At 62.0% G+C, this 25,771-nt stretch carries 26 protein-coding genes; 13 read left to right on the forward strand and 13 right to left on the reverse strand.

The annotated features are described in order from the left end of the window. Nucleotides 1–38: 38 nt before the first annotated feature. The 6 genes from R4P64_RS08605 to R4P64_RS08630 are packed head-to-tail and all read right to left on the reverse strand — an operon-like array spanning nucleotide 39 to nucleotide 8,424. Nucleotides 39–1,745, reverse strand: coding sequence for a thiamine pyrophosphate-binding protein (locus R4P64_RS08605; RefSeq protein WP_317820284.1), 1,707 nt, complete (start codon nucleotides 1,743–1,745; stop codon nucleotides 39–41). Continuing rightward, nucleotides 1,735–2,661 (reverse strand): SDR family NAD(P)-dependent oxidoreductase, encoded by a 927-nt coding sequence (locus R4P64_RS08610; RefSeq protein ID WP_317820285.1) that lies wholly within the window; start codon nucleotides 2,659–2,661, stop codon nucleotides 1,735–1,737. Before R4P64_RS08610 ends, R4P64_RS08605 begins: the two co-directional genes overlap by 11 nt. After that, a complete protein-coding gene (locus R4P64_RS08615; protein WP_317820286.1) occupies nucleotides 2,654–4,507 on the reverse strand; it encodes an NAD(P)/FAD-dependent oxidoreductase in 1,854 nt (617 codons plus the stop codon). The genes R4P64_RS08610 and R4P64_RS08615 overlap by 8 nt, the downstream gene beginning before the upstream one ends. 44 nt (nucleotides 4,508–4,551) lie before the next feature. Next, nucleotides 4,552–5,928, reverse strand: a complete 1,377-nt coding sequence (locus R4P64_RS08620) for an aromatic ring-hydroxylating dioxygenase subunit alpha (protein WP_317820288.1) — start codon at nucleotides 5,926–5,928, stop codon at nucleotides 4,552–4,554. 28 nt (nucleotides 5,929–5,956) lie between these two features. Then, nucleotides 5,957–6,817, reverse strand: a complete 861-nt coding sequence (locus tag R4P64_RS08625) for an SDR family NAD(P)-dependent oxidoreductase (RefSeq protein ID WP_033230943.1) — start codon at nucleotides 6,815–6,817, stop codon at nucleotides 5,957–5,959. Between the two features lie 8 nt (nucleotides 6,818–6,825). Then, complete coding sequence (locus tag R4P64_RS08630) at nucleotides 6,826–8,424, reverse strand: SMP-30/gluconolactonase/LRE family protein (protein WP_317820290.1); 1,599 nt, start codon at nucleotides 8,422–8,424, stop codon at nucleotides 6,826–6,828. Between the two features lie 705 nt (nucleotides 8,425–9,129). Between R4P64_RS08630 and R4P64_RS08635 the strand changes: the two genes are divergently transcribed. Next, nucleotides 9,130–9,288 (forward strand): hypothetical protein, encoded by a 159-nt coding sequence (locus tag R4P64_RS08635; RefSeq protein ID WP_165826276.1) that lies wholly within the window; start codon nucleotides 9,130–9,132, stop codon nucleotides 9,286–9,288. Nucleotides 9,289–9,308: 20 nt separating this feature from the next. Here the strand turns inward: R4P64_RS08635 and R4P64_RS08640 are convergent, their stop codons facing one another. The 3 genes from R4P64_RS08640 to R4P64_RS08650 all read right to left on the reverse strand — a co-directional run bounded on the left by R4P64_RS08640 (nucleotide 9,309) and on the right by R4P64_RS08650 (nucleotide 10,748). Continuing rightward, the gene (locus R4P64_RS08640) at nucleotides 9,309–9,689 is read right to left on the reverse strand and encodes a VOC family protein (RefSeq protein ID WP_219111927.1); all 381 of its coding nucleotides are present in this window, start codon (nucleotides 9,687–9,689) and stop codon (nucleotides 9,309–9,311) included. Beyond that, nucleotides 9,686–10,096, reverse strand: coding sequence for a VOC family protein (locus R4P64_RS08645; protein WP_317820295.1), 411 nt, complete (start codon nucleotides 10,094–10,096; stop codon nucleotides 9,686–9,688). The genes R4P64_RS08640 and R4P64_RS08645 overlap by 4 nt, the downstream gene beginning before the upstream one ends. A gap of 91 nt (nucleotides 10,097–10,187) precedes the next feature. Further along, nucleotides 10,188–10,748 carry an XRE family transcriptional regulator gene (locus R4P64_RS08650; RefSeq protein WP_317820296.1) on the reverse strand — a complete coding sequence of 187 codons (561 nt, stop codon included), beginning with the start codon at nucleotides 10,746–10,748 and terminating at the stop codon, nucleotides 10,188–10,190. A 64-nt stretch (nucleotides 10,749–10,812) separates the two neighbouring features. Here R4P64_RS08650 and R4P64_RS08655 point away from each other — a divergent pair, with 64 nt between their 5' ends. Beyond that, nucleotides 10,813–11,490 (forward strand): AzlC family ABC transporter permease, encoded by a 678-nt coding sequence (locus tag R4P64_RS08655; RefSeq protein ID WP_287162720.1) that lies wholly within the window; start codon nucleotides 10,813–10,815, stop codon nucleotides 11,488–11,490. Next, nucleotides 11,487–11,807 (forward strand): AzlD domain-containing protein, encoded by a 321-nt coding sequence (locus R4P64_RS08660; protein WP_317820301.1) that lies wholly within the window; start codon nucleotides 11,487–11,489, stop codon nucleotides 11,805–11,807. The genes R4P64_RS08655 and R4P64_RS08660 overlap by 4 nt, the downstream gene beginning before the upstream one ends. Here R4P64_RS08660 and R4P64_RS08665 read toward each other — a convergent pair. Further along, on the reverse strand, nucleotides 11,793–12,431 hold the full coding sequence (locus tag R4P64_RS08665; RefSeq protein ID WP_092800554.1) for a TetR/AcrR family transcriptional regulator C-terminal domain-containing protein: 639 nt from the start codon (nucleotides 12,429–12,431) through the stop codon (nucleotides 11,793–11,795). The two genes, R4P64_RS08660 and R4P64_RS08665, sit on opposite strands and share 15 nt — an antisense overlap. Before the next feature lie 139 nt (nucleotides 12,432–12,570). On the opposite strand from R4P64_RS08665, the gene bioB reads away from it, so the two are divergent. Continuing rightward, nucleotides 12,571–13,599, forward strand: coding sequence for a biotin synthase BioB (bioB, locus tag R4P64_RS08670; RefSeq protein ID WP_317820304.1), 1,029 nt, complete (start codon nucleotides 12,571–12,573; stop codon nucleotides 13,597–13,599). Then, a complete protein-coding gene (locus R4P64_RS08675) occupies nucleotides 13,596–13,820 on the forward strand; it encodes a hypothetical protein (protein ID WP_141484428.1) in 225 nt (74 codons plus the stop codon). Before bioB ends, R4P64_RS08675 begins: the two co-directional genes overlap by 4 nt. 18 nt (nucleotides 13,821–13,838) lie before the next feature. Here R4P64_RS08675 and R4P64_RS08680 read toward each other — a convergent pair whose 3' ends face one another. Then, a complete protein-coding gene (locus R4P64_RS08680) occupies nucleotides 13,839–15,005 on the reverse strand; it encodes a TDT family transporter (protein ID WP_045070202.1) in 1,167 nt (388 codons plus the stop codon). A 121-nt stretch (nucleotides 15,006–15,126) separates the two neighbouring features. Between R4P64_RS08680 and R4P64_RS08685 the strand changes: the two genes are divergently transcribed. The 3 genes from R4P64_RS08685 to R4P64_RS08695 all read left to right on the forward strand — a co-directional run bounded on the left by R4P64_RS08685 (nucleotide 15,127) and on the right by R4P64_RS08695 (nucleotide 17,673). Next, nucleotides 15,127–15,696: a DUF2567 domain-containing protein gene (locus R4P64_RS08685; protein WP_317820307.1), complete on the forward strand. Its 570-nt coding sequence runs from the start codon at nucleotides 15,127–15,129 to the stop codon at nucleotides 15,694–15,696. Between the two features lie 50 nt (nucleotides 15,697–15,746). Further along, a complete protein-coding gene (locus R4P64_RS08690; RefSeq protein ID WP_411742652.1) occupies nucleotides 15,747–17,120 on the forward strand; it encodes a DUF2252 domain-containing protein in 1,374 nt (457 codons plus the stop codon). A 220-nt stretch (nucleotides 17,121–17,340) separates the two neighbouring features. After that, nucleotides 17,341–17,673, forward strand: coding sequence for an SDR family NAD(P)-dependent oxidoreductase (locus tag R4P64_RS08695; RefSeq protein ID WP_317543682.1), 333 nt, complete (start codon nucleotides 17,341–17,343; stop codon nucleotides 17,671–17,673). A gap of 15 nt (nucleotides 17,674–17,688) precedes the next feature. Here the strand turns inward: R4P64_RS08695 and R4P64_RS08700 are convergent, their stop codons facing one another. Further along, nucleotides 17,689–18,417, reverse strand: a complete 729-nt coding sequence (locus tag R4P64_RS08700; RefSeq protein WP_033230933.1) for an NUDIX hydrolase — start codon at nucleotides 18,415–18,417, stop codon at nucleotides 17,689–17,691. A 102-nt stretch (nucleotides 18,418–18,519) separates the two neighbouring features. Here R4P64_RS08700 and nadA point away from each other — a divergent pair, with 102 nt between their 5' ends. Genes nadA through nadC form a run of 3 tightly spaced genes read left to right on the forward strand, consistent with a single transcriptional unit; the run spans nucleotide 18,520 to nucleotide 21,997 of the window. After that, nucleotides 18,520–19,557: a quinolinate synthase NadA gene (nadA, locus tag R4P64_RS08705; RefSeq protein ID WP_033230932.1), complete on the forward strand. Its 1,038-nt coding sequence runs from the start codon at nucleotides 18,520–18,522 to the stop codon at nucleotides 19,555–19,557. After that, complete coding sequence (locus R4P64_RS08710) at nucleotides 19,554–21,128, forward strand: L-aspartate oxidase (RefSeq protein ID WP_092800504.1); 1,575 nt, start codon at nucleotides 19,554–19,556, stop codon at nucleotides 21,126–21,128. The genes nadA and R4P64_RS08710 overlap by 4 nt, the downstream gene beginning before the upstream one ends. After that, on the forward strand, nucleotides 21,125–21,997 hold the full coding sequence (nadC, locus tag R4P64_RS08715; RefSeq protein WP_095886469.1) for a carboxylating nicotinate-nucleotide diphosphorylase: 873 nt from the start codon (nucleotides 21,125–21,127) through the stop codon (nucleotides 21,995–21,997). The genes R4P64_RS08710 and nadC overlap by 4 nt, the downstream gene beginning before the upstream one ends. Before the next feature lie 57 nt (nucleotides 21,998–22,054). Here nadC and R4P64_RS08720 read toward each other — a convergent pair whose 3' ends face one another. Further along, complete coding sequence (locus R4P64_RS08720; protein WP_033230929.1) at nucleotides 22,055–22,507, reverse strand: GNAT family N-acetyltransferase; 453 nt, start codon at nucleotides 22,505–22,507, stop codon at nucleotides 22,055–22,057. Nucleotides 22,508–22,619: 112 nt separating this feature from the next. On the opposite strand from R4P64_RS08720, the gene R4P64_RS08725 reads away from it, so the two are divergent. Together R4P64_RS08725 and R4P64_RS08730 are read left to right on the forward strand one after the other, a co-directional pair. Further along, entirely contained in the window at nucleotides 22,620–24,506 is a 1,887-nt protein-coding gene (locus R4P64_RS08725; protein WP_317820314.1) for a glycosyltransferase family 39 protein, read from the forward strand. Nucleotides 24,507–24,553: 47 nt separating this feature from the next. Next, entirely contained in the window at nucleotides 24,554–25,738 is a 1,185-nt protein-coding gene (locus R4P64_RS08730; protein WP_317820315.1) for a hypothetical protein, read from the forward strand. Nucleotides 25,739–25,771: the final 33 nt, after the last annotated feature.

Consider the following 25,771-nt stretch of genomic DNA (forward strand, 5'->3'; position numbering starts at 1 on the left):
AGTACTCGTCGAGCCGGGCATGATGCGAGCTGGAATGTTCACTGAGTGCCTTCTGCGTACCATGTTCGGAACTCGTCGTAGCTCGGCATTTCCTCGGAATTCGCCTTGGGGTCGACGGCAACGTGGATGACACCCGGCTTACCGCTGGCGTAGGCGCGCTTGATCGCCGGCGCGATATCCTCGTCGCGGTCGACGTACTCCCCGTAGCAGCCGAAGCCTTCGGCAACCTTGTCGAGCCGCGTATCTGCGCTCCAGTGAACACCGGTCTCGAGTGATCCCTGGCCGTAGGTGCGTTTGTAGACACCCACCTCGAGTCCCCACGCATAGTCGACGGCAACTACGCAGACCAGCGGCAGGTTGAGTCGCGCAGCGGTTTCCAGTTCTGCGATATGGAATTGGAACGACGAGTCGCCGGTGATCAACATGATGGGGCGTTGGCCGCCGTCAGCTACACCGGCGCCGACGGCATACGGGAGCCCGGTGCCGAGGTGGCCGAAGTTCTGATTCCACATCACGTCGTGGGGTTTTGCCTGTGAGTACGTCCAGCCGAAGATAGTGGTGGCGCCGCCGTCTCGGACCATGATGCCGTCGCTCGGGAAATCCTTGGTCGCCTCGACAATCAGACGAGCGGGATGCACCGGAGTCATACCGGACGGCGCGGTTTCGGCAAGTTCCGCCAGCTGCGCCGCATCCTGTGTGATCCAGCCGTCGAGCTCGGGGGTTGCCGTGCGCGGTGCATCCCACAGCGCGTCGGAGAGTTGGGGAACAATCGCGCGGAGATCGCCGACGAGGGGCACGTCGATCCTGCGGTTGACGCCGATCGCCTCCGGATCCTGTTCGACGAGGATCCATTTCCGGTTCGCTTCGTTTGCGATCCAGTGCCGGCCCCGGCCGTAGTGGACCGGCTCTCCGAGTTCGGTGCCGATTGCCAGGCACAGGTCGGATTTCACCACGGCGTCGACTGCGGCGGAGGAGAAGCCGTATGGAAAGGTGCGGTTCTCGAGTCCTTCGATGAAGGAGGTGCCCCCCGAGGTCTGAATGACAGGGCAGGCCATGGCATCTGCGAGTGCCTTGACGGATTCGCCGGCGCGGGAGGTGTGGACTCCGTGCCCGATGAGCAGAATGGGTTGCTGGGCCGCTTGGATCAATTTCACCGCTTCGGCAACGAAGTCTGGGCCCGCAGTCTGTCCGACCATGCGATATGCATTGGGGGGCAACGGGTCTGGAACGTCCAGCTCTTCCTGGATGATGTGGGAGGGGTATTCGATGTACACGGGTCCAGGGGTGCCGGACAGCGCCTTCCGCAGTCCTTCGCGGATAATTTCGTCCGTCTGATCGGCGTATTCGATACTGGCACTGTATTTTACGGATGCTTCGAAGAGGTTTGCCTGTTTGACGAATTGAATGCGCCCACGTCGAACGCGCTGTTCGGTGATGCGGGCGCGCTGGCCACCGAGGAAGATCACCGGTGAGTTCTCGACTTTGGCGCACATCATGGCGCCGGCCAGGTTTGCGACGCCGGGGCCAAGGGTGCCGATACACACCGCGGCCTTGCCGGTCATGCGCGATACGGCCTCAGCCATGAATCCGGCCGACTCTTCATGGTGCGGCGCAACCACATTCCATCCGCGTTCCTCGGCGAGGTGGAACATGTGCACGAAGTTCGGGTCGGGGATTCCGAAAATCGTGTTGATGCCCTCGGCTTCGAAGAGCTGCAAGATGCGTTCGTAAACCTTAACTGACATGTGCGTTGCCCTCCATGGCTATCGCAAAACTCTTGGTGATGTGGTCGACGTGAGCTGACGGGACGACAGGCAGGATCCACGGATCGCGGATGTCGCGGATGGCGCCGATCTGCCTTCCAACCTCCTCGATCGACCATGACGGTTGGTACACCCCGGGGGTTTCGGCGATGAATGCCCGAGCAACGCGGCCGCCGATTGTCACCAGCATTTCGCCGGTGACGGAACAGGATTCGTGAGCCAGCCAGGCGGCCGTCGGGGCCGTGAGTTCCGGTCCCATGGGCGGGTACGACGACGTGTCGAGCCCGTCGGCCAACCGCGTGATCGCTGCGGGAATGACGACGTTGGACAAGACGCCGTGGTCGGCACCCTCGATTGCTGCCACGTTGGACAGTCCGATGATGCCGGCCTTGGACGCCGCGTAGTTCGCGATGCGGTTGTTTCCGTACAGACCGCCGATCGACGAGGTCAGCACGATCCGGCCGTATCCGGCGTCGCACATCAGCGGGAATGCCGGCCGCAGTACGTGAAATGCGCCGCGGAGGTGAACGTCGAGAACTGCGTCGAAATCCTCGTACGTCATCTCCGTCAGCGGTGCGTAGCGGTTGTTTCCGGCGTTGTGGATGAGGATGTCGATACGTCCGTAGTGCTCGATGGCCGCGTTGACGATCGCCTGGCCGCCCGGTGCGGTTGCAACGGAGGCAGTGCTCGCGACTGCATCGCCGCCGGCAGCAGTGATCTCCGCGACGACCGCACTGGCGACTCCGCTATCTGTATTCTCACCGCTGATCCCGACACCGGGATCGTTGACGACCACTTTGGCCCCCTTGGATGCGAGTAGTAGTGCGTACTCACGTCCGATTCCTCTGCCGGCGCCGGTAATGACGGCAACACGACCGTCGAAGCGGGCCTCAGACATCGAGTTTCAGGCCTTCCAATGTGCCTGTGTCCCGCCAGGTTTGAAGGATTTCGCCCAGTTCGTAGAAACCGCCCCAGAACGGGTCGCCGAGGAATGAGCGCCCGTTCGGCTCGCCTTCGCTGTTGTAATAGCCGGGGGTGCATTCCGACGTGAACGTGCTGTTGTCGATCGAGTGGGCCCGGATGGTCTGGATCCAGCCTTCTTCGGCTGCCGCGGTGGGTTCGACATGCGTGGCTCCGCGCGCCTGAGCCTCTTTGATGATGTACGCGATATGGTCGGCCTGCTGCTCGAACATCAGCGTTGTCGATGCGGTGACTCCGCCTTGAACGAAGCCGGTGGCGAAGTGGTTGGGGAAGCCGTGCGCCATGACACCGTGCAGGGTGCGGAATCCCTTGCCCCAGTGGTCGTAGAGGGAGGTTCCGTCGCGACCGGCAAACGGCGCGATGTCGAACTGGCGGTCGAGCGCGGTGGTGATCTCGAACCCACTCGCGAACACGATCGCGTCGAACTCGAGCTCGACGCCGTCGACCATGACGCCCTTCTCGGTGATCCGTTCCACGCCTTTGGTTTCCGACACATCGATCAGAGTGACGTTCGGGCGATTGAAGGTCGGGAGATAGTCGTCGTTGAAGACGGGACGCTTGCACATGTTGCGGTAGTACGGCTTCAGTAGTTCCGCAGTGTCCGAGTCGTCGACGATCTCCTCGATCCGTCGGCGGAGCCGCTCCATCGATCGGTAGTCCTCGATCTCCTTGAGTTCCATGAACTTCACCGGATCGGCGAGCGCAGCCCAGCCGTTGGTTTCGGTCAGTTTCGCGGCCATGTTGCGCGACACTTCGGTCCAGCCGTCGCAAATGAGATCCGGCTCGCCGGGGGAGTAGAAGGCAAAGGCGGCATTGTGGAAGTTGCGCTGACGTGCTGCCCGCCAACCTGGCTCGAGGCTGTTCACCCATTGGGGATCGGTCGGGTAGTTGGCTCGCTCGAAGATGTACGACGGTGTCCGCTGGAAGACGGTCAGGTGCTTCGCGCCTTTTGCCAGGTGAGGGATCGCCTGAATACCACTCGATCCGGTGCCGATGACGGCGATTCGTTTGTCGGCGATCTTGTCCAGCCCGCCGTGCAGGTCGCCGCCGGTGTAGTCGTAATCCCAACGAGCCGTGTGGAATGTGTGTCCCTTGAAGTCCGTGATCCCGGGGATACCCGGAAGCTTCGGCCGGTTGTATGGGCCCTGTGCCATGACGACAAAACGAGCACGGATCTCGTCGCCGCGATTGGTACGGATCTGCCAGCGATTGATCTCCTCGTCCCATTCCAGCGAGCGGATCAAGGTATGGAAGATCGCATTGTCGTAGAACCCGAAGTGCTTACCGATGCGCTGAGCGTGCTCGAAGCACTCGTCGCCGCGCGAGAACCGCTCCTTCGGCATGTAGCCGGTTTCCTCGAGCAGCGGGAGGTAACAGTAGGCGTCCGAGTCGATCTGGATTCCCGGGTAGCGGTTCCAGTACCAGACGCCGCCGAAGTCGCCACCGAGTTCGACGATCTTGAAGTCTGTGACGCCCGCCTGCTGAAGGCGGTGCGCGGCAATGAGGCCGCAGAATCCACCGCCGAGGACTACGACCTCGATGTCGTCGGTGATGGGCTCGCGCGGTTCGACGGGCAGGTGCGGATCGCTCTCGTAGAAACCCGCGAATTCGTCGGCGGCCTCCACGTACTGCTGCTGACCTTCGGGACGAACACGCTTGTCGCGTTCGAGGAGGTACTTCGCCCGGAGAGCGTCGATGTCGACTTCGGGAGTGTGTGTGGGCGCGCAAGGCGCCATGGCCGTAGCTTGGGTCGGTGCGGTCATCGGATCTTCTTTCGTCAGAGCAAGTCAGTACACGATGTGAGGAGTCAGGCGAAATCCACCGGCGCACCGGTACCCATGTACGTGGCTAGGTTGTGGTGGAGGTTGACGATGCTGCGTTCGCGGTACGGGTTGGGTTTCGGCCCTGAAAAGCCTTGCGACTTCATACCTTTCTGGACCGCAGCCATGTTCACGAAGTCCTGTGGCAGGACGGTTCGCCAGGCCGGATCCTCCGGCGGGGTGAACTCCCATTCGGTTTCCGGTTCCTCGCCGGCGGGGAAGAGTTCGTAGACAGCGGCCTCGAAGATGCACTTGTTCGGATCGTCGCCGTATGGCCGGGCGCTGTAGCAGAGCATGTTGTTCAGGGCGTGCCCGATCTGGAAGTTCGGGAAGATCTGCCACGCCGTGCCACTTGCGGCGACAACCTGTGGGTCGACGGTCGGCCAGATCACGCCACGCGCTTCGTCGTCGCGCCTGGCCGAATCCAGCCAGTGACGCAGAACCTGATCCGATGGGGTGCCCTCGGGGAGTTCGTCGATCAGTCGCTGGGCCGCATCGACGAGGGTCCGAGTTGTATTGGTGTTTGCATTTTCCCACGTGAAGTTCTGCATTTCGATGGTCGACTTACGGGGGTCCGCGCCGCTGCCGATGCGCAGTTTTGCCTGGTTTTCTTCCATGCCCTTCGGTGCGTCGTAGCCGATGTTGCTGTGCTTACCTTGGGCGCGCGACCAACCGAGAAAATTCCCGAAGTTCATGAACTCCGGGTGGGTGTACGGAACATGGTAGGTCTCCATGAACGCTTCGAGCGCAACCTTCCAGTTGCAGTCGAAGACAAGCCATTTGCGCCAGCGGTACCGCATGTTCTCGAGGTGGAAATGATCGAGAAGGGAAGCCGCGGGCTCGAGATAGTCACGTAGAGGTTCGCAGCCCGGATCCATGTTGATCCAGATCCATCCACCCCAGGTGTCCACTGTGACACCACGCAGCTTCGTTGATTCCTCGGTCAACCCACACGGCCAGTCCTGACGTTCGGCGGCGAAGGTGTTCTTGCCGTCGAGGTCGTACCGCCAGCCGTGAAACCCGCAGATGAATTGCCTTGCCTGGCCGCGGGCTTCGTGGGTACCGGGCGGCGTGTCGACGAGTCGGCGACCGCGGTGGGAGCAGACGTTGTGGTAGGCACTGATCGTGTCCGGGGTCGAGCGCACGATGATGACCGAGTCATCGAGAATTTCGTAGGTGAGAAAGTCGCCGACCTTGGGAATTTCCTCCACCCGACCGACCTGCTGCCACACTTTCGACCACAGCTTGTCGCCCTCGGCGCGGGCATACGTCTGCGAAATGTATGCATCCACACTGATGGTGAGTGGTGTGGAATGTGACTCGGTTACAGTCGATTCCGGAATGTTCTCGGCAGTGTCGGTCATGGTGTCTCCTCTTCACATCGGTTCTGTGTCAGTGCGTTATCGCGTCGCGGAACGATTCGTCCTTGAGAAAAAGTGACGTGTGATCTGGGCCCATGTGCGTCCACTTGAGATTCAGTCCGCCGTCCACGAGCAATGTCTGTCCGGTGATGTAGGTCGAGAGATCCGACAGCAGGAAGAGAATTGCACCGGCTTGCTCCTCAGGGCGGCCGCGTCGACCCATCGTGATGGCGCGGCGATCACGCTCGGGATCGTCGTCGACGTAGGTGGAAGACGCAGGGGTGGCGGTCACGCCGGGAGCGATGGCGTTCACTCGAATACCGACTTCGGCGAGTTCCACGGCCATCGTGCGGGTTGCCGCGACCAAGGCGGCTTTTGCACTGCCGTAACCGATATGAAAAGGCGCGGTGTTCATTCCGCTGATCGACGAGATCGACACGATGGAACCGGGACGGCTCTGCGCCTTCAATTCCGACGCGACCATCTGGCTCATGAAGAACATCGTTTCGAGATTTGCCGTGAACAATTCGCGCCAGTCCGCTCGGGTGACGCGAGTGGACGGCATCCAGGTTGCAGGGGCAGCGCCGCCGGCGACGTTGACCAATCCGTGCAGTTTGCCGTCGGTGCGTCGAATCTGCTCCCGCACGATGGCAATACCGTCGTCGGTGGACGCATCGGCCGCCAGTGGGATGATCGAAAGACCCTGCGCGATAAGTGGTGCGATGTGGGTGTCGAGGTTTTCCTTGGAACGGCTCACGGCGATCACGGTTGCTCCGGCGCGGGCAAGCATGCTCGTTACCGACGTGCCGATCCCGCCGCCTGCTGCGCCCGAGACAACCACGATGCGTCCGTCCAGACCGACAAAGCTGTCGCCAACTTGGCTGTTGCTCATGGCGCGGCTCACACTGCCTTGCGTAGTGCCAGGACGCTGCCCTCTGCATCTGCGGAGACGTAGATTGTTCCGTCCGGTCCGGCCGCGATGCCGGCGAACGGGCCCTGAGGACCGGAGAACGGCGCTAGTCCCAGCAGCGGCTTGGGGGTGACACCCTCGGGTGCGCCCACCGGCAGATTACCGGCAACTCGCTGCTGAATCTTGGTCGACAGATCGAAGCTGATCAGGGCTTTTGTTCCGACATCGACGATGTAGAGCACGCCGCCCCGAACAAGAATTCCCTGCGGGTTCTCGAGTCCGTCGACGATCGTGTCGACGCTGGAGCCGTTGATCGCGACGATTCGTCCGGCGCCGGCTTCGGAGACCAGACAGGTACCGTCCGCGGTGAAGGCCACGCCCATCGGGTCGTGCAGTCCCGAGGCCAATTCTTCAACCTGCCCGCTCGACCCGACGGCAACAACTTTGCCTGCTCCCAGGTCGGCAACCGCGATGGTTCCGTTCGCGGAGACCGCGACACCGTAGAGTTGGTCGAGTCCTTCGGCGAGGACCTCACTTTCAGCGGTGACGGCGTTGTAGCGCGAAACGGTTCCGTTGCCCGCGACGATGAATTCGCCGTCGCCGACGGCCGTCATTCCGCGGATGTAACCGGGGTATCCTGGGCTGAAAAGCATTCCGAGAGTGCGGAGTTCGCCGCTCGGTTCGAGTGCGAGCAAGAAGGTGCCATCGGCGATGTACAACGTGCCGTCCGGGCCAACGGTCAAATCCAGGGGCCAAGTCAAACCGTCGGCCAAGGCGGTGCGGGTTCGGCCACCATCGAGGATCTCCGTGATCTGGCCGGTGAAACTCGATACGAACAGTCGATCACCTACGAAGGTGAGGTTGTCGAGTCCGGGATTGAGGCTTGCCAGTACGGTGCGATCGCCGTTGCGGGGATTGATCCGCAGCACTTCGCCCGACGCCACCTGGGTGGAGACGATGAAGCCCTCGGAGTCGAACTTGACTGCGTCCGGGACGCCGAGATCTGCTGCGACGCGTTCGGGTTCACCGTTGCCGTCGGGGTCGATGCGCCAGATTTCGTTGGTCCCGAGCACCGGGTAGTACAGCTTGCCGTCGGGACCGACCTCCATGCCGTTGGGCATCGGGAGGTTTTCGAGAAGTATCCGGGGCGCGCCGCCGTCGAGGCTCAGTTCCATCAGACGGCCACCGATGCGGCACTCGTTGACGAACAGTCGCCCCTGGTGGAACGTGATTCCGTTGACTCCGGGGAGGTCGTCGCGCAAAAGCCGCGTGCTGCCGCGTGATTCGCGCACGCTGACCCGGCCGTCGTAGTACTCGGTGATGTACAGGTCGCCGGTGGGATCGAAGGCGACGTCGTCGGGCGCAACGATGTCGCTGCCCATGGCGCTGATGGTCTCGAGGTTGCCGGTGTTGATGTCGAGCGCGCTGATCTGGCTGCCTGCCACCTGTGCCACGTAGACGCGGCCGTCCGGTCCGGTGCGGAGTCCGTTTGCGCCGAACAGCCTGCTCGGGGGAGTGAGCCGGGTGAGATTCCAGCCCTCGGCGAGGGTGAATTGCGCTGGGCTGGTGTAGCGGGCCGCCTGTGTCAAGGAGTGCCTCCTGTGGTGAGGAGAGATTTTTGGGGGTGAGTAGACGGGCCTCGACTGACCGATTGGGTCGTGACGTACGCCACTCTTCGTTGATCGTGAGCTAATCACGGAACCCTAAGCATTTCAAGTATTGCAATCCTTAGGAGGATGGAAGTACGATTCTCGCTATATGTGTGTCTGATTTCCGGTTTTGACGCAGCACTGATCGTGGGCAGTACTGATGACCGCCATGTGCGTATGTGCAGTACGGCGGCTTTGTTCGCTGTGAGTCCGGCGCTGCTGGCCGGCGGGCAAGGGGTTTGACTGTCCTTGGTGGACAGCGACTTTCGTTCGCCCTGACTTTCGATCAATCCGGCACACTTCGGCGATCTGCCGGACGGAGGCATGATCGCGACCGTAAGTCCAGGTGCTGATCTGCCCGAAGGCGGGTTAGCGCGCGACTACCTTTGGGCCGGCCTCGGCGTCACGCGATGCGGTCACTGCATTGCCTACATCCGCGAAGGCATCCACGATTCGTGCGTGGTTGGCCCGCTCTGCGATCACTTTCCACGCTCCTCTGGACGCAACCGTGGATACCGTTTATTCCGGTAACGCGATGGCGTGCAAGACTGGTGGATGAACCGCTGAGTCATCCGTTCCGGATAGGTGCCGTTTCTACGGCAATAGGGTGAAAATCGCGGCGGGTGAAAATCACAAGGGTGGCAAATGTACGAATCGAATTTGTTCTCCGACTCCAGTGCGACGGAGTCGGCCGAGATCGAAAAAACTGCAGAGGAATTGGCGTCCGAACGCACCGCATCTGTGGCGGAACGTTCCAACGCCGACACCGCTGAACAGCGCCAGTCGCAACTGTTCAGCGGGTAGTTTTTCGGCGCCGAGACGGGTCAGGATTCTTTCAGGACGGAGATCACGTTTCCGGCCGGGTCGGTAAACCAGGCGATATCGGGGCCGTTGCCTCGCATGATGCCGTTCTCCTCCTGCGGGAAGCCGTCGTATTTGACGAACTCCACTCCGTGGCCGGTCAGTTCGTCGACCGTACTGTCGATATCGTCCACGAGGAAATTCAGGATCGTGTACGACGCGGGTTCGTGATTCGGCTTGGGATAGACGAGTATTTCGGTCCCACCTGCTAGGTGTAGGCGGATAATTCCCATTTCCTCGTCTGTGACCTTCAATCCAAGGGTTTCGCCATAGAATTTCTTGGCCGCGTCAATGTCGTCGACAGAGAATCCGCTGATGGCTTTTGTGCTTCCGAGTGCACTCATTTCTTGTCCTCGCTCATGGTCGACTCCATCTCGGCTCGGGCTGCCTCGCTGAACTCGATAATCTGGATGTAGTTCCCATCGGGATCGATCGCAGTGGCAAACCAACTGCCGCCGCGGTCTTCGAGCGGGGCGAACCAGGCTCCGCCGAGTGCATCGATCCGCTTCGCAATTGCGCGCGCATCGTCGGTCTCGATATTGAGGAACATTCGGCCGGGTTCTTTGTTGGTGCCGCCGATGTCGTCGCGTTTGTCGATCATCACGTAGAAACCGTTGAAGTCGAGGACGTCGTAGCCGGGTTCTCCGGGTGTTCGGTCGACTTTCGGCGCAAATGCCTGCGCATACCAGTCGCGCAGCCGATCTGGGTTGGTGCTGGAGAGCAAAATGCTCCCGATGCTGGATCCGGACATGCTTCCTCCTGCTGGTAGCCGTACGGGCGAGTCGAGAAGGACTGCCTAGATTTATAGACTGCCCACTTCCGCAAAAGTCATCGCACGATACTCAGATATGTTCGGACACCAGGATTGCCGTCGTGCCGGGTTCGAGCGCTCGGAAGATATGTTCTTCGTCGCCGGGGTAGGAGAGGTAGTCACCCGGACCCAGTTCGACGGGGTCAGTGGTCGGTCCGACTTCGGCTCGACCATGACCGATGACAACGTGTTCGGTGGTTCCGCGTGCATGTGGCGTGGAGATGCGCGGTTCTCCCGGCTCGGCGACTATCCGGTAGAGGTCGCGGCGGGCATTCGGCGGGCTGGGAGCCAGAAGCGTCGCAATGTACGACGCGTTTGCAGACCCAATGGCCGGGCCGTCACCGGCGCGAATCAACTGGACGGGGTGCGACGGGGAGTCGACGAGTTGCGCGAATGGAACACCCAGCGCGTTTCCGAGAGCCCACAACGTTTCCAGGCTGGGGTTTCCCAGGCCGGATTCGAGTTGTGAGAGTGTCGATTTGGCGATGTCGGCCCGTCGTGCGACTTCGGAGATGCTCAGTCCGGCTCGGGTGCGCTCTCGTTTGAGCGCACGCGCAACCAGTTGCTGAGGTGTGCTGTCCCCACTCGCCATTGTTCGATGCTCCGATCATTCGTTCGCCTTGACGAACGGTGTCAGTTCGTTCAGCATAGAATACATGCGTTCTCTATGGCGAACACTTGATCGTGACACTGTCCGGGTGGCCGCGTTGATTTGCGCGTCTGTGGCCGTGGTGGGGGTGTCCTACGGCGTCACTGCCGGGTCTGCCGGATTCTCGCTCTGGCAACTACTTGTGCTTGCGATCCTGGTGCTCGGGGCATCGTCGGAGTTTCTGTTCATCGGGATCATTGCCGTCGGCGGAAGTCCGGTCGCGGCGGTTCTTGCCGGGTTGCTGATCAATTCACGAAATTTTGCCTACGGATTATCTGTCGGCTCATTCCTCGGCCAAGGCTGGCGGCGAGTAGTGGGCGCGCATCTGGTCAATGACGAATCCGTGGCGATTGCCACCGCTCAGTCCACTCTCGCGCGAAAGCGAGCGGCCTTCTGGCTGTGCGGAATCGGAATCGCGATCTGCTGGCCGCTCGGTGCGTTGACGGGCGGAATTCTCGGCTCGGTGGTCCGTGATCCGGCGACGCTCGGACTGGACGCCGCGTTTCCGGTCGTGATTCTCGCGCTGGTGTTGCCGGCATTGAAGGAGAGACTCACGTTGATTGCGGCGTCCGTCGGCGCGGTTGTAGCGGTGGGCACTTCGACCTTCTTGCCATCGGGAATGGCCCCACTTGTGGCCTTGTTGGGGATGGCTGCTGTCCTCCCGTTTCGGGAGAACGCCCGATGAGTGCACTGGGCGTGAGTGTTGCGATCGTCGTATTTGCCTGTGGCACTTATGCCTTGAGGGGCAGTGGAGTTCTGCTCCGGGCTCGGGTTGCACTGTCCGCTGGGGCGCTTGCGTCGCTCGATCGCAGTATTGTGTGTCTGCTGGTTGCCGTAGCGTTGACGTCGATGCTGTTCGACGGCAACGATTTTGGTGGGCCCGCACGTGTCGTCGGCGTGAGCGCCGGGGCGATTGCTGCGTGGTTCAAAGCTCCACTGGTTGCGGTGGTGTTCGTCGCGGCGGGCGTCACCGCATTGCTGCGGTTGTCAGGAATTGCGTAGCGCAGCGTGCGGGTTTGTCAATCGTGCGCGTATTCCGTCGATGAACAGGTCGAGGCCGAACTGGAAGCGGACGGTGGGATCGCCGGCGAGGAGATCGTCGTCGGATCCGCCGCCGATGATCTCCGGGGCGTCGGGGGAGATGGGAGCCCTGGTCAGGGCGCCGAATTCTTCCATTTGGGCGCGAGACTGTTCGTCGACGGTATGCCCGAGGACGTAGTACAGGACTGCGTAGGCTGCGAGTTCGGCATGTTCCCGTGACAGGCCTGACGTGAGTCCGGCCGTCACGAAGTTCTCGCGCACCTCGCTTGTCGTCATCCGTGACGCGAAGGTGGCGCTCACCAACTCGGCGCCGTCGCGGTGCGCCAGCAGAGCGGACCTAAGTCTGTGTGCCAGTTCGGAATAGGATTCTTCCCAGCTCTCGGCGTCGATCGGGGTGTCCACGCCCTCGAGGATCTTGTCGACCACCGCGCCGAGCAAAGTCTGCTTGTTCGGGAAATGCCAGTACAAGGCGCCGGGCTGAACGCCGAGAGACGTGGCGAGTCTGCGCATCGTGAGGTCGGCCAGGCCGAATTCGTCGAGGATCGCCATAGCGCCGTCCAGAACGTCTCCGCGTCGCAACTGCACGTGTTTGCCCCTCGTTTTCTGTGGATCGAACCGATGGCCTCATCGGAGCTTGCCTTTGACAGTATTCCACCTCGTCTCTAACGTGAACACCGTTCAACTTGTACGGTGTTCAATTTTCCAGTCTTGAAGGAGACTCCCGGTGACTCCGACCTCGGTAAGCACGGCGCCCGCTTCGATCGACATCCTCGACCTCGCCCGCGAGCAGGTCCTCGAACGCGGCGAAGGCCTGAGCGAAAGCCAGGTGCTCGACGTACTTCGATTGGGCGACGAACGCCTGGAGGACCTGCTGGCCCTCGCCCACGATGTGCGTATGAAATGGTGTGGGCCCGAAGTCGAGGTCGAAGGCATCATCAGCCTCAAGACCGGCGGTTGTCCCGAGGACTGCCATTTCTGCTCGCAGTCCGGGCTTTTCCAATCTCCTGTGCGTGCGGCATGGCTCGATATTCCCAGCCTGGTGGAGGCTGCCAAGCAGACGGCCAAATCGGGTGCCACGGAATTCTGTATCGTTGCCGCCGTCCGTGGGCCGGACGCGAAGTTGCTGGCGCAGGTCGCGGCCGGAATCGAAGCGATCCGCAATGAGGTCGACATTCAGATCGCCTGCTCGCTCGGCATGCTGACGCAGGAGCAGGTTGATCAACTCGCCGCGATGGGAGTGCACCGGTACAACCACAACCTGGAAACCTCGAAATCGCATTTCCCGAACGTGGTCACCACGCACAGTTGGGACGAGCGGTGGAACACGTTGCGCATGGTTCGCGAAGCGGGCATGGAAGTGTGCTGCGGTGGAATTCTGGGAATGGGCGAGACGTTGGAGCAGCGAGCGGAATTTGCCGCGAACCTCGCTGAACTCGAACCAGACGAGGTTCCGCTCAACTTCCTGAATCCCCGCCCGGGTACGCCGTTCGGCGACCTCGAGGTCCTTCCCGCAAGCGAGGCGCTGAAGTCCGTGGCGGCATTCCGCCTCGCATTGCCGCGCACCATCCTGCGTTTCGCCGGTGGGCGTGAGATCACGCTCGGCGACCTTGGTGCCAAGCAGGGAATCCTCGGCGGCATCAATGCCGTCATCGTCGGTAACTACCTCACGACGCTCGGCCGTCCAGCCGAAAGTGACCTCGATTTGCTCATCGATCTGCAGATGCCGATCAAAGCCCTGAACGACACGCTGTGACCGAGTCGGTCACGGACGAGCGATACAACCCGTACACCGGGCGTCGACTCGTCGAGGGCGTCGAAGACCTGACGCCGGCCGCTGCGTCGCTCGGACTCGAACCACCTCGGTTCTGCGAGCACTGCGGTCGGCGCATGATCGTGCAGATCAGCCCAGACGGGTGGTGGGCAAAGTGCTCACGTCACGGGGTGGTCGACTCGATCGACGCAAAGCTCAGGTAGCGCGCGGTAGGTGGCAACTCACGTCGGAGGCGTTGTCACCGGTGGGAATTTGTGTGCCTTGATCGCCCCAGTCGTCGGAGGTGGCAGGAACAGATTTCCGCGAAGGCTGCCGCGGGCAGTCCGGACTGCCACCAAGCACCACGTGCCCAATAGCCCGACGTAGGCGATGGCAGCGGCATATCGGAAGGCCGGCAATTCGGTATGCAACGCCAATTGTGTTGTGCCAGTGACAAATGTTCCGACCGGAAAGGTCAAACTCCACCACGTCAGGGCAAATGGCATTCCTTGGCGTGCGGTCCGGACTGTGAGCGCTGTGGCCAATCCGATCCACAACACGGCGAATCCCCACACGGGAACTCCGAACAGGATCGAAAAGATTCCCATCCCGGATGCCAACTGCGGTGAAACGGCAAGATGCGCATTCGCTCCGAGCAAGCCGACCGCGGTAATGGACTGGCCCAGCGGACCCAGGACGATCCACAGAGTCGGCACACGAGCGGTTCCGGAGGTACCGAAGTGGGCGAGGCGACTCCACACCATCGTGATGATGATGAACGACGCGAACAACGACAGGCCGAACATGGCGTAACAGCCGTAGAGCATCGTCGTGCGTCCGGTGCCGGGCGGCATATGGGGGATGAGCAGCGCGCCGGTCGCGGCGGAGACCATGGGCGGAACGACGGGCATCAGCCACCCGCCGAAGGCCGCGTCCGCTTCGACCTTGTGCTGAGTGAACATCAGGTAAGGGATGGTCATTGCGGTAAATAGTCCGCCGATGGTTCCCATCGTCCACAGTGCCGCGTCGAGGCCGACAGCAGCGCGTTCCCCGATGAGAGACTTTCCGACCAATAGCGCTCCGGCTCCCACTGTCAGAAATGCCATCGGTGCGGCGCCGTAGAAATGCGCCATCTGCGGGTTGTGTGCATGGCTGCGAGCCACCGTCGGATGGCGTACCCAATGCGCCACCACTGCGACGACGAGAACCACGAGCAAAATCGCGGCGAGTGTCCACATCACCTGTGCAAACACTTGCTGACCCCGAACTTGCACGGGGAGTGTTGCTGCTGCCGTCGCGACAATTCCGGTGCCCATGACGGACGCGAACCAGTTCGGCCCGAGATTGCCGAGGATCTGCCCGGGCGATTGCAGTGAGGAAAGTAACCACGGCTGGTGCGGTGCAACCACGATTGCTCCTCGCTCAGGGCGCCAATTGATATGAAATGGTGCGTCAGGTCAGCGTAGCGGCGCCGGCACTGATTCCGAGAGGTTCTCGACTGATGGACAGGGGAAGGTAGCGTCACACAGTGTGATTTCTCTTCGGCGGACTCGACTACGCACTGCCCTTCTCATCGGTTGCTCAACGGCAGCGGTCAGCGCGCTGATCGGAGTGCTGTGGGCGTTCCTGGCGCCGGCCGAGCATCTGTTGGTTGTCGCCGAGGGCCGCGGAATCGCGCTGACCGGGGAGAGTCTTCATCAGTTCGATGCGGTCGCGATCTTTTTCCTGCTTGCCCTGATTCTCGGTGTTCTCACCGGGGTGGCCGCGTGGCTCGCGAGACTCAGCCGAGGGCCGTACGCGCTCGGCGGGTTGATCGTCGGTTCAGTGCTCGGTACTGCACTGATGGCTGCAGTGGGCGCCGGCATCGCGAAGTTGCGATTTCCGTCCGTCGACAATCCGGCGGTGGGGGAGATCATCGCGCGGGCGCCCGGCATCGGCACGTTGCTGGTGCTGATCGTTCAGCCGTTGGCGGCGTGCATCACGACATTGGTTCTTGTGGCACTGAGCCCGTACGACGACCTCGGGGTTGCCGACCATGCGGACGACGCGGACGTCGAGGCTGATGTGTTGTCGGAGCCCGCGACGCAGGAATTGTCCTGACGGTTGGTCTAGCAGGCGCCTAATTGTCCGTTGTCGTTCATACTCAGCGCGTGCCTGTATTCGAAGCTGACATCGCCCGTCCGCGCGCCACAGTAACCACTCCTGAGGTGTTGCTGGGTGGTAGGTCTGCTCGCAAGGTTGTGACCCGCTCGCAACTAGCGCTGTGGAACGACGCCGAGCGGGGTCACGATTCGCTCGCAACGATACTGGCGCAGAACACGATTCGGGCGCAGGACTTGCTGCCGATCCGGCATGGCCGAATGGCGGCATCTCCGTGGACGTACTTCCGGGGCGCGGCCGCGGTCATGGCCGCCGATCTCGGATCGGGGCCGAACACAGGCATCGGGGTGCAGTTGTGTGGAGATGCGCACGTGCTGAACTTCGGGCTCTGGGCCACCCCGGAACGCAACTTGTCCTTCGATCTCCGCGACTTCGACGAAACCCTTCCAGGCCCGTTCGAGTGGGACGTCAAGAGACTCGCGGCAAGCATCGTTGTCCTCGCCCGTGAGAACGGAGTTTCCGAGGGCCGTGCAGAAGCGGCGACGGTGGCAGCAATGAGGGCCTACCGCGACAAGATCGAGTCCTACGCTGCAACCCCCGAAATCGACATCTGGTACGACCGCATCGACGTTGACCGTCTGCTGGGTTACTTCACTCCGGACACTGCCATGCGCGCCGGGAAAATGATCGAAACCAAAGCTCAGCGTCGAACCAGTCGGGGAGCGTCACGCAAACTCACGGATTTGGTCGACGGTCGGCGACGTATCCGTGAGGAGCCACCGTTGCGCACGCACGTCGGCGACAGTCAGGTCGAACTTGTCACCGAGGTCGTGGCCGGTTACAGCACTTCGGTTCCGGACCATATCTGGAGTCTGCTCTCGCGATATCGGGCATCGGACGTGGTGCGGCAAGTGGTGGGTGTCGGCAGCGTCGGGATGCGTGTCTATCTTGCACTTCTCGAAGAGCGTCGGACCGGCGATCCGTTTTTCCTCCAGATCAAGCAAGCCGGGCCCTCGGTGTACGAGGGATACGTCGAACCGAGTCGATACTCCAACTCCGGTGAGCGAGTTGTCCAGGGGCAACGCATGCTTCAGAGTGCGACAGACATGTTCGTCGGGTGGACCAGTGTTGGCGGCATGGATTTCTACGTTCGACAATTCCGCGACATGAAGGTCATTCCCGACGGCGCAACCATCGGACCATACCTCGCCGAATTCGCAAGTGCGTGTGGGGAAGTGCTGGCTCGTGCTCATGCCCGCAGCGGTGACGCGAGCGCGATCTCCGAATATCTCGGCCAGTCGGACAAAGCCGTTGTGGCTTTGGCGAAGTTCGCGCGCCGGTACGCGGATCAGAACGAGCGCGATCACGCACAGTTGGTTGCGGCGATTGCCCGTGGATCGGTGGCGCGTGCTCCCGGTTGGTGACGGTGGACCGCGCGAGCCACGCCGAGGACGCTCAACGGGTATTTTGCGAACTCGCTGCGAAACACGACGTGGCCTTGGTCAGTGGAAGCCAAATGCTACCGATCATTCGTCCTTCCTAGGCCGAATCCCCAGAGTTCTCACAGAATGAGCACAACGGCAGCACAAGATTGTGGGCTTACATAGGAGTCACAGTGATTGATTCCTCGAAGGAGATGCCGCAATGAGTGCTCACACAGTTGATCTCGACCGGGGAGTGGTGTTGGTGACCGATATCGGCCGCGATCACGGAACGCGTGTTGCCGCCGAGTTCCTTGCTGCCGGCTGGAATGTGGCAGTGACGGCTCGCAGCGTCACGGAACTGGTTCGGATCATGTCTGGCAAGCCGGCTCATCGGTTCTTCGCGGTTGTCGCGGACCCGACGGATCGTTGGCAGGCAGATCGTATCCTCGATCGGGTGACGGTGCGTTTCGGTACGATCAACAGAATCGTCGATCCAGCGGGCGTTGTCGCATCAGTCTGGCATATGCGGGAAAACGTCGATGCTGTTGCCTGACAGTGATATTCGCAGTCAGCTTGGTGGTCGTAGAGCCGCAAACTCGTCCGTCACGCGCAGCGTGGAGTCGGTGAAGCGGTAGAGCGCCGGCGGACGGCCACCTGATTTCCCGGACGGCGCCGTGTTTCCGGTGGCCGTGAGCACACCGCGTCGGCAAAGGACTCGATGCAGATTGGTTGCATCCACCTGATATCCAAGTGCAGCGCAATAGATTTCACGCAGAGTCGACATCGCGAACTCGTCTGGAGCCAGGCCGAAGCCGATGTTCGTGTAGGAGAGCTTGGCGGCCAGTCGGTTGCGGGCGTGCCGAACAACAGTGCCGTGGTCGAAAGACATCTCCGGCAGCTGTGACACCGGGTGCCACGCAGTGTCGGACGGAAGTTGAGGGTCCGCGCTCAAGGGAACCAGTCCCAGGAAGGTCGACGCGATGCGGCGCCCACCCGGAACGCGCTGAGGATCGCTGAAAACGGACAGTTGTTCGAGATGTGCGACCTTACGCAGATCGACCTTGTCGGCGAGGAGTCTGCGAGCCGACGTGGTGAGGTCCTCGTCGTCACGCAGGGTGCCGCCGGGCAGTGACCATGTGCCCTTCTGTGGATCGAGCGCGCGCTGCCACAGCAGGACGGCAAGTTCTTCACGTTCATCGGTGCTGTGAGCGCCGTCACCTGCGGTGATGTCAGTGGGAAAGGCTCGAACCTGGAACACCGCTGTGAGCACTTCGTGGGTGGTGTTACTATTGGGCACGTTTTCGATCCTAAGTCGAAAACCTCGATAACGGAAATCCGGGCCAGCCCGTTCGGATTTGAACTGGGTGATGAGCCTGGGTTCACGGTGAAGGAGAACGCCATGACGACCACGACGTTGTGGGAGGGATCGACCTCGCAGATTCACGACGGCCCCGGCGGTTACGCAGGAGTCGAAGCGACCCCCGAGTGGGCTGCCGAGGTCAAACGTCTGGCTCGCGAACGCGGTGCCACGATTCTGGCGCACAATTACCAGCTTCCCGCTATTCAGGATGTCGCCGACCATGTCGGTGACTCTCTTGCCCTCTCGCGTATCGCGGCGGAGGCCCCCGAAGACACGATCGTGTTCTGCGGCGTCCACTTCATGGCCGAGACCGCCAAGATTCTGTCGCCGTCCAAGACGGTGCTGATTCCGGACGAGCGCGCCGGTTGCTCGTTGGCTGATTCCATCAACGCGGAGCAACTTCGCGAGTGGAAGGCGGACAACCCGAACGCCCTCGTCGTGTCATATGTCAACACCACGGCCGAGGTCAAGGGCCTGACGGACATCTGCTGCACGTCGTCCAATGCAGTCGACGTGGTCAACTCCATTGATCCCGACCGGGAAGTTCTCTTCCTCCCGGACCAGTTCCTCGGAGCCCACGTCAAGCGCGTCACAGGCCGCACCAACATGCAGATCTGGGCCGGTGAATGCCACGTCCACGCGGGTATCAACGGTGACGAGTTGACGGCGAAGTCCAAGGCTCACCCCGATGCCGAGCTTTTTGTGCACCCTGAATGCGGTTGTGCCACTTCGGCTCTGTACTTGGCCGGCGAAGGTGCGGTTCCGGCGGACAAGGTCAAGATCCTCTCCACCGGTGGCATGCTCGACGCTGCCCGCGTCACGAAGAGCAAGCAGGTTCTGGTCGCCACGGAAATCGGCATGCTGCACCAGTTGCGTAAAGCCGCACCGGATGTCGACTTCCAGGCGGTGAATGACCGCGCGTCGTGCCCGTACATGAAGATGATCACTCCGGCCGCGTTGCTTCGTTGCCTCCTCGAAGGCAAGGACGAGGTTCACGTCGACCTCGAGATGGCCAAGCGTGCTCAGAAATCGGTGCAGCGCATGATCGAGATCGGTAATCCGGGCGGCGGCGAGTGACGAGCCCCGCCGGGCGCTACGCCTGGGAGGCGCATGCCGATCTTGTTGTGGTCGGCGGCGGCGTTGCGGGGCTCACAGCCGCGCGCGTCGCGTCGATGCGCGGGTTGAAGGTGCTCACTGTCAGCAAGGGCGGTCCGACCGATACGTCGACGCAGTATGCGCAGGGCGGGATTGCCGTCGTGGGCGACTTGAGTACCGATTCGGTGGATTCACATGTCGCCGATACCTGCGAAGCCGGTGTCGGACTGTGCGACGAAGCAGCGGTGTACTCCGTTGTGGAAGCCGGGCACGAGGCAGTCGCGGCACTGGCCGCGCTCGGTGCAGTGTTCGATCGTGGGCGTGACGGCGAAGTGTCCCGTACCCGCGAGGGTGGCCACAGCACCAGGCGAATCATCCACGCCGGTGGAGACGCCACCGGCGCGGAAGTGCAGCGGGCACTCAACGCCGCTGGTCTCCCGGTCCTGTTCGGCGCCGCTGCCGTGCAGGTAGTCACCAATCGGCGCGGTGTGTGCGGGCTTGTCGTGTCCTCCCCGGACGGCCTGGGCGTGATCCATGCGCCTGCTGTTCTGTTGGCGACGGGTGGTCTCGGCCAGTTGTACTCGTGCAGTACCAATCCGCCCGGTGCAACCGCTGACGGTATCGCGCTGGCGCTCGCAGCTGGTGCGTCGGTCGCCGACCTCGAATTCGTGCAGTTCCACCCGACGGTTCTGTTCACTCCCGGCGGCCTCGGTCGACGGCCGCTGATCAGTGAGGCCGTACGCGGTGAGGGTGCAATTCTTGTTGACACCAACGGTGATTCGGTGACTGCAGGAGTTCACCCCCTTGGTGATCTGGCGCCCCGTGACGTCGTCTCGCGGGCAATTGCCGCGCGTCTGCGTGACCTGGGCAGCGATCATGTGTACCTCGACGCTCGAAAACTCGACGGGTTCTCGACGCGATTCCCGAACATCACGGCCTCGTGCCTCGAAGCGGGCATAGATCCTCGGACGCAGCTGATTCCGGTTGCTCCCGCCGCCCACTACTCGTGTGGTGGTGTCGCGACGGACGTCCACGGACGTACCGGAGTTCCGGGACTCTATGCGGCGGGAGAAGTTGCCCGTACCGGTCTGCACGGTGCCAATCGCCTTGCATCCAATAGTCTTCTCGAAGGATTGGTCGTTGGGGAGCGAGCCGGGATCGCCGCCGCGGAGCGACGTGAGGTTCACGCCGAGGTTGTCAACGTCGCCAGCGCACCGCTGCCGATATTGCCCCGCGAGGCCGTTCAGACGATCATGACTACTCACGCATCGGTTGTTCGAGACGGCGCCGGCCTCGAAGCTGCACGCACCGGCCTTGCGAATGCGGAACTCACTCTTGCAGTGAATGCCGAGGAACTCGAGGACGCCGCGTTGACGGTGACTGCGACGGCACTGGTTGCGGTCGCCGCTGCACGTACCGAGAGCCGCGGGTGCCACACCCGCACCGATTACCCGGAAACCGATCCCGATCAGCGTCGCAGCATCCGCATCAAGCGCGGTGCCGATGGCGAGATGGAAATACACGACATGTTGTTGACAGGAGCCCACCGATGACCGCGCAGAAGACCTTGCCGGCCCCCCTCGAGCTTGACGAAGTCCTGACGCTGGTTCGACTCGCTTTGGACGAAGATCTTCGCTACGGACCAGACGTCACCTCCGTTGCGACAGTTCCCGCTGACGCGGCCGCGAAAGCGTCGGTTGTCTCGCGCGCCGAAGGGACGGTTGCGGGAATCGATGTCGGACTGCTTGTCCTCGACGAAGTGATCGGCGCGGGCAACTACGACGTTGTCGATCGTGTTGCCGACGGCACCCGTGTGGTTCCCGGCCAATCGGTGCTAACCGTCGAAGCGCCTACCCGCGGACTGCTCACGGCGGAGCGGACGATGCTCAACTTGGTGTGCCACCTGTCCGGAATCGCCACCGCTACAGCGGCTTGGGTTGATGCCGTTGCCGGCACCGATGCGAAGATCCGCGACAGCCGCAAGACCCTTCCCGGTCTGCGCGCGCTGCAGAAGTACGCCGTCCAGGTCGGTGGGGGAGTCAATCACCGCATGGGTCTCGGTGACGCGGCTTTGATCAAGGACAATCATGTTGCTGCCGCCGGATCTGTCGTCGCAGCACTGCGGGCTGTGCGTGAACTTGCGCCGGACATCGAGTGCGAGGTCGAGGTAGACACCCTCGAGCAGCTTGATCTGGTGCTTGCCGAAAATGTCGAACTTATTCTGCTGGACAACTTCCCGCTGTGGCAGACCCAGATCGCGGTGCAGCGACGTAACACCGCGTCGCCCGCGACCAAGCTCGAATCTTCCGGCGGTCTGAGTCTCGACGTTGCCGCCGAGTACGCGGGTACCGGAGTCGATTACCTGGCGGTCGGTGCCCTTACGCACTCTGTGACGGTTCTGGATCTCGGTCTGGATATGTGACTCTCATGGCCGCCGCCTGTTCGGGGGCGGCCATGAGAGCATGTGTGGGTTCGGCCGTCAGGTCGTCAGGCGAAGCTGGATCAAAACGTGGTCGGTCTCGGCATCGGTGTAGCGTCCCGTTTCCTCGAAACCCATGATGTCGTAGAAGCGTCGTGCCGATCCGTTGAGTTCGTAAACCTCGAGCGTTACCGCTCCGTGCAGTGTCGTTGCATGCTCGACGAGCAGCCGCCCGATTCCGAGTCGTTGAGCCTGAGGTGACACGAACAGGCCGCCGATCTCTGCTCCCAGTAGGCCGAGCAGGCCTACAACCTGCTCGTCGGTTTCGGCAACCCAGTTGTCTGCCTTCACGAGGTAGATGTCGCGCATCTTCGCCTCACGTGCACCTTCGCCCTCGCCGTCGATAAAGGGGTGTGCGAGTTTTGATGCCTGCGACCACAATTCGATGACGGCATCCTCGTCGGAGGGCCGATAGGGTCGAATCTTCACGATGTTGGCGCCTGTTGAGTCCACGGCATCACCCTAGGTCATCTCGAGTTCACAGGAATCTCGCAGCCACTGTGCAGTGGTGTCGCGGGTCCGCGCGCGAAGGTAGTGAATATCACCACCTGTGAAGGGACTCATGATGACCGCAGTTCTGAATCCGGCGCCGCCGCGGCCGCCGGCGCCCCCTGTCCATCACGGCGACCCGTCACAGTCGTGGATTCGTACCCGCGGCGCCGCATCGGCCTTGACTGCGCTTCTCGTAGGCACCGCAGTTCTCTACCTGTGGAACCTGAGCGCAAGTGGTTATGCCAACACCTTCTATGCGGCAGCGGCTCAGGCAGGTTCGCAGGACTGGAAAGCTTGGTTCTTCGGATCGCTGGACACGTCCAACTTCATCACCGTCGACAAACCACCCGCGTCGCTGTGGGTAATGGGGTTGTCAGGACGAATCTTCGGATTCTCGAGCCTGAGTCTGCTTGTGCCGCAGGCGTTGATGGGAGTTGGTTCGGTTGCGCTCGTCTACGCGGCAGTGAAACGCGTCGCGACTCCGACAGCGGGGCTCATTGCGGGCGCCGTTCTCGCGGCAACACCCGCGGCTCCGCTCATGTTCAAGTTCGACAATCCCGATGCCTTGTTAGTGCTCCTGATGACACTGGCGGGTTACTGGGTGGTTCGAGCAGTCGAGACGTCGGTGGGCCGACGCGCCGCGATGTGGATTGCTCTCACCGGCATTGCTCTCGGCTTTGCATTCCTCACCAAGATGCTGCAGGGCCTGATGGTGCTGCCCGCGTTCGGCCTTGCGTATCTGGTTGCCGGACAGGCCAGGTTGCGCGCCCGAGTTCTGCACCTTGCGATCGGTGTTGGTGCGGTGATCCTGGCGGCCGGGTGGTGGGTGCTGGCCGTGTGGCTCTGGCCCGCAGATTCGAGGCCGTACATCGGGGGCTCGACCAACAACAGCGTCATGGATCTTGTCCTCGGGTACAACGGGCTCGGTCGGATTTTCGGGAATTCCGGTGGCGGAGGCGGCGGAATGAGTGGCGGCGCTGCAGGTTCGAGCTTCGGCGGGACCACGGGCCTCGATCGGTTGTTCGGAAGTGAGATGGGAATTCAGATCTCGTGGCTGATCCCCGCTGCGCTGATCGCACTTGTTCTCGGACTGATAGCGCGTGGTCGTGCCCCGAGAACCGATCTGTTGCGGGCGTCGATGATCGTCTGGGGCGGCTGGTTCCTGGTGACGGGGCTGATCTTCAGCTACATGTCCGGCACCATCCATCCCTACTACACCGTGGCGTTGGCTCCCGCGATTGCCGGAATGATCGCAGCCGGCGGCTACGCATTGTGGTTGGAACGGTCGCGGTGGATCGGGCGACTCGGCCTGGCATCAATGATGCTTGCTGCGGGAATCTGGAGTTGGGTTCTCCTGCATCGCAATTCCGACTGGCTACCGGCTCTCGAATGGATCGTACTGGCAGGGACTGTCGTCGGCGCGGCACTGATTCTCCTCGGCGCCAGGAATCGGTTCCGGAAGTTGGTGATCGCGGGGCTGGTCGTCGGATCGTTGGCCGGCATCGGAGGCTCCGCCTCGTACTCAATCGCCACCGCAGCAACAGCTCACGGTGGATCCATCCCCACGGCCGGCCCGGCCGGTGCCGTCTCAATTGCGCCGACCCCATCGGCCGGCACGGGTGCCAACAGTTCCGAGCTGACAGCCATGCTGATCGGCGCAGGCACCCGCTGGTCCGCGGCAACCAACGGTTCGCAGAGTGCCGCGACGTACGAGTTGGCGAGCAAAACTGCCGTGATGGCGATCGGTGGTTGGAGTTCGGACCCAGCACCCACGTTGGACCAGTTCATCTCCTATGTCGCGAACGGCGATGTCCACTATTACGTCGCTGGTGGTCAGGGCGGTGGCCGCGGCGGCGGTGACAGTACGTCGAGCGCAATCCAAGCCTGGGTGGAAGCCAATTTCGAAGGCACAACCGTCGGGAATGCAACGGTTTACGACCTCAGTGGCTACACCGACTAGGCGGGGCAGGTGCCCGGTCGCCGGACACTGTCGGTCATGATCGAACAATGCCTGGGACAGAAGAGCGCCCGCCGAAGGATCGGCGTCAACGATGGACGTGGCGCGACACCGCGTTTATCGCGGTCGTCGTGTTGTTGGGCGCCGGTGCGGCGCGCCTGACGCAGGACGACGGCCCGGCTGCGATTCCCGGTTGTGAATCCGTCGAAGCGGCCGGGGAGGTGGAGAGTTTTCTGGTCGCCACGATCGGGGGTGACGACCCCGGGTACAACGATCCTGACTATCCGTGGTTCTCCAAGTCGAAAGCAGACGCGATGCGTAGGGCGGTGACTGAGGCACTACCGGTGGACGCCAGACTTGAAGACCCGGGATTCGCCTTCATATTTCCGCCAGTGCACAACTTCGGCGAGGCCCGGTCGCCCGAATCGGCGGAGGAATTGACCCTCGGTGGTTCGACCACTGCACTTGGTGACATAGCCCGCGGTGATGCGCGAGCAACGGTCTCGGTGGATGTTCGAGAATGGACAGGACCGATTCCGTCGTGTGTCGAAGGTTCCGTAGATCGGCGTGAAGTGCGTGCCGACGGAACAGTTCTCGACTTCTACGAGGCGAAAGACGCTGCCAGTCCATATGCTCAGGACTTTGTCGTAGTCTACGTCCCCGGTGTCAGTCGCGTCTTCGCCTCGGTAACCGGATTTGACGGATCGGACGCGCAAGTCCTGTCGACGGACGAGTTGGTCGACGTCGCTCTCGCGCCAGGTTTTGCTGTGACAGAAGATATTCCGCCGGCGACATTCTGTGGCATTCTCACGGTGATGGACGAGGGTGGGGTGGACGAAGACGACGTGTCGAGGCTCAACGCCGTACTTGACGAGCGATGGCGGTGGCTCGGAACAACCGGCGTCACGCTTGACCGTCCGTTGGGTTCGCTGGTGCCAGACGACTCGGGCAGCGGCCTGTGCGCGGACGTTGTCGTGAGCGCGCCGGGTGCGGCAGCGAACCTGCAAATCTCGATTACCCGGAACGAATTCCGCTTGCTCGAGAACGCCGTAATCCTGCCCGACGATACGTTGATCAGTCGCACCGAGAACCCCGGCACAAGTTCGGTGGCCGTCCAGCATCCGTCCGGCGAGACTGTTGTTGTGCGAACGGTGACGCACACTGTGTCGCCGCTTGTAATCGAGCAACTCGAGTTGATTGCGACGTCACCCGGTCTCGAAATTGCGCCGAGCTAGGGAAGGTTCGATGGAACTGGCAGAATCAGAGGG

Origin of the sequence: Rhodococcus sp. IEGM 1366, from assembly GCF_033142425.1 — a bacterium.
GTDB lineage: Bacteria > Actinomycetota > Actinomycetes > Mycobacteriales > Mycobacteriaceae > Rhodococcus_F > Rhodococcus_F globerula.